Here is a 1,355-nt window from a genome sequence, read left to right on the forward strand (position 1 = left end):
CAAGCAGAATGGAGACAGAATATGCTGACAAAGATTAACGTACCTAAAACCTCTATTGTGATTGAGATTGAAAACAAGGAAATCACAATAGATAACATGATTGGTTATGACATCAAAATGGTTTTCCGTAACCAAGACGCAGAACCCTCTCTTGATGAGAACGGGGACATTTTTGAACCGTTGTACTGGCTCGACATCAGAGCATGTCCAACAGATGATGTTGAGTTTCATAGTAGTCTTGGTGTTAAAGCTGAGAAGAGGAAACTTGCAGAACTTCAGGCATTTTTTGAATATGTGGAGTCCAACAAACGAAACCTTTTTGACCTTTGTGGATTGAAAGGGGAATTGAGTTGAGTAGTCTGACATTAGCCTTGGATATTTCAACGACTGGGACAGGTTGGGCCGTTTTCAACGGTCCTGACTTAGTCCAGAGTGGTGTCTTAAAACATAAAAGTAAATCGTATTTTGAACGTGGCAGATACATGGCTAGTCAACTGAGAGCCATTCAGTCACGAGCCTTACAAAAACATGACCGCCCTTTTGACACAATCATTGTCGAAAAAAATAACGTCATGGGACCAAATCAGCAATCTATGATGAGCATTGGTATTGTAACAGGAATTATCTTAGGGCGATTGGTTGCAGATCAGGTAGCCTTTGTCAATGTGTCAACGTGGCGGAAATACTGGAAGTTCAGCTATAAAGACCGCAGTAAGAAGTCTATGAAAGCTCAATCTGTGAACAAGGTCGCTGAAAGTTATAAGAAGTCAGTCAAAGACGATGAAGCTGACGCAATCTTGATTGGTGCCTACTTTGTCAATTTTGGCAAAGAGTACGGAGAATTAGAATATCATCAGATTAGTTGAGGTAGAAAGAATGAACAACTTAAAAGACAAGCTATTTCACACCAACTTGTGTCTATTCAGCTTTGTTGTCGGTATTGTTCTAGGCAATATCGTCCCTCTGAAGCTACCAGAACAAAAACAGCCAGTCATTATCTACACAGTTGATAATGCTGGCGGTGCAATGGTTGGTAAGATAACTGACAAGGAAATCATAGAGGGGCGTTATACAGTCACGGCTGGGCCTTACGGGCGTTTTCTAGTGACCAAGGAACAGTACGAGAGCCTGACGGTGGGAGCTGAAATTCCAGACTACTTGAAGAAAAGAGGTTTTTCAAGTAATGAGTGAATTTTTGAACCGAGATTGCTTACAGGGCATGAGAGCTTTTCCAGATAATTATTTTGACCTAGCTATTGTTGACCCACCTTATTTCTCAGGACCTGAGCAAAGGAAATTCTATGGTAAAAAAGTCAGCTCTATTGGAGTCAAAAGAGTCTATGAACAGACCTCTG

General features: G+C 41.0%; 3 protein-coding genes and 1 pseudogene. All 4 read left to right on the top strand.

The features are described 5' to 3' along the window. Positions 1-21 precede the first annotated feature (21 nt). On the top strand, positions 22-354 hold the full coding sequence (locus tag ACERC7_RS10620) for a hypothetical protein (RefSeq protein WP_373666903.1): 333 nt from the start codon (positions 22-24) through the stop codon (positions 352-354). Further along, positions 351-866, top strand: a complete 516-nt coding sequence (locus tag ACERC7_RS10625) for a hypothetical protein (protein ID WP_373666901.1) — start codon at positions 351-353, stop codon at positions 864-866. The genes ACERC7_RS10620 and ACERC7_RS10625 overlap by 4 nt, the downstream gene beginning before the upstream one ends. Before the next feature lie 10 nt (positions 867-876). Next, positions 877-1,191, top strand: a complete 315-nt coding sequence (locus ACERC7_RS10630) for a DUF1372 family protein (protein WP_373666902.1) — start codon at positions 877-879, stop codon at positions 1,189-1,191. Next, positions 1,184-1,355 (top strand): annotated as a pseudogene (locus ACERC7_RS10635) (site-specific DNA-methyltransferase); the annotation flags it as partial. The gene ACERC7_RS10630 and the pseudogene ACERC7_RS10635, both read left to right, overlap by 8 nt.

Source organism: Streptococcus sp. E17BB (genome assembly GCF_041807725.1).
Lineage (GTDB): Bacteria > Bacillota > Bacilli > Lactobacillales > Streptococcaceae > Streptococcus > Streptococcus entericus.

Coding starts and splice junctions, on each gene's coding strand:
- ACERC7_RS10620 (WP_373666903.1), top strand. CDS start 22: ATGCTGACAAAGATTAACGTACCTAAAACCTCTATTGTGATTGAGATT.
- ACERC7_RS10630 (WP_373666902.1), top strand. CDS start 877: ATGAACAACTTAAAAGACAAGCTATTTCACACCAACTTGTGTCTATTC.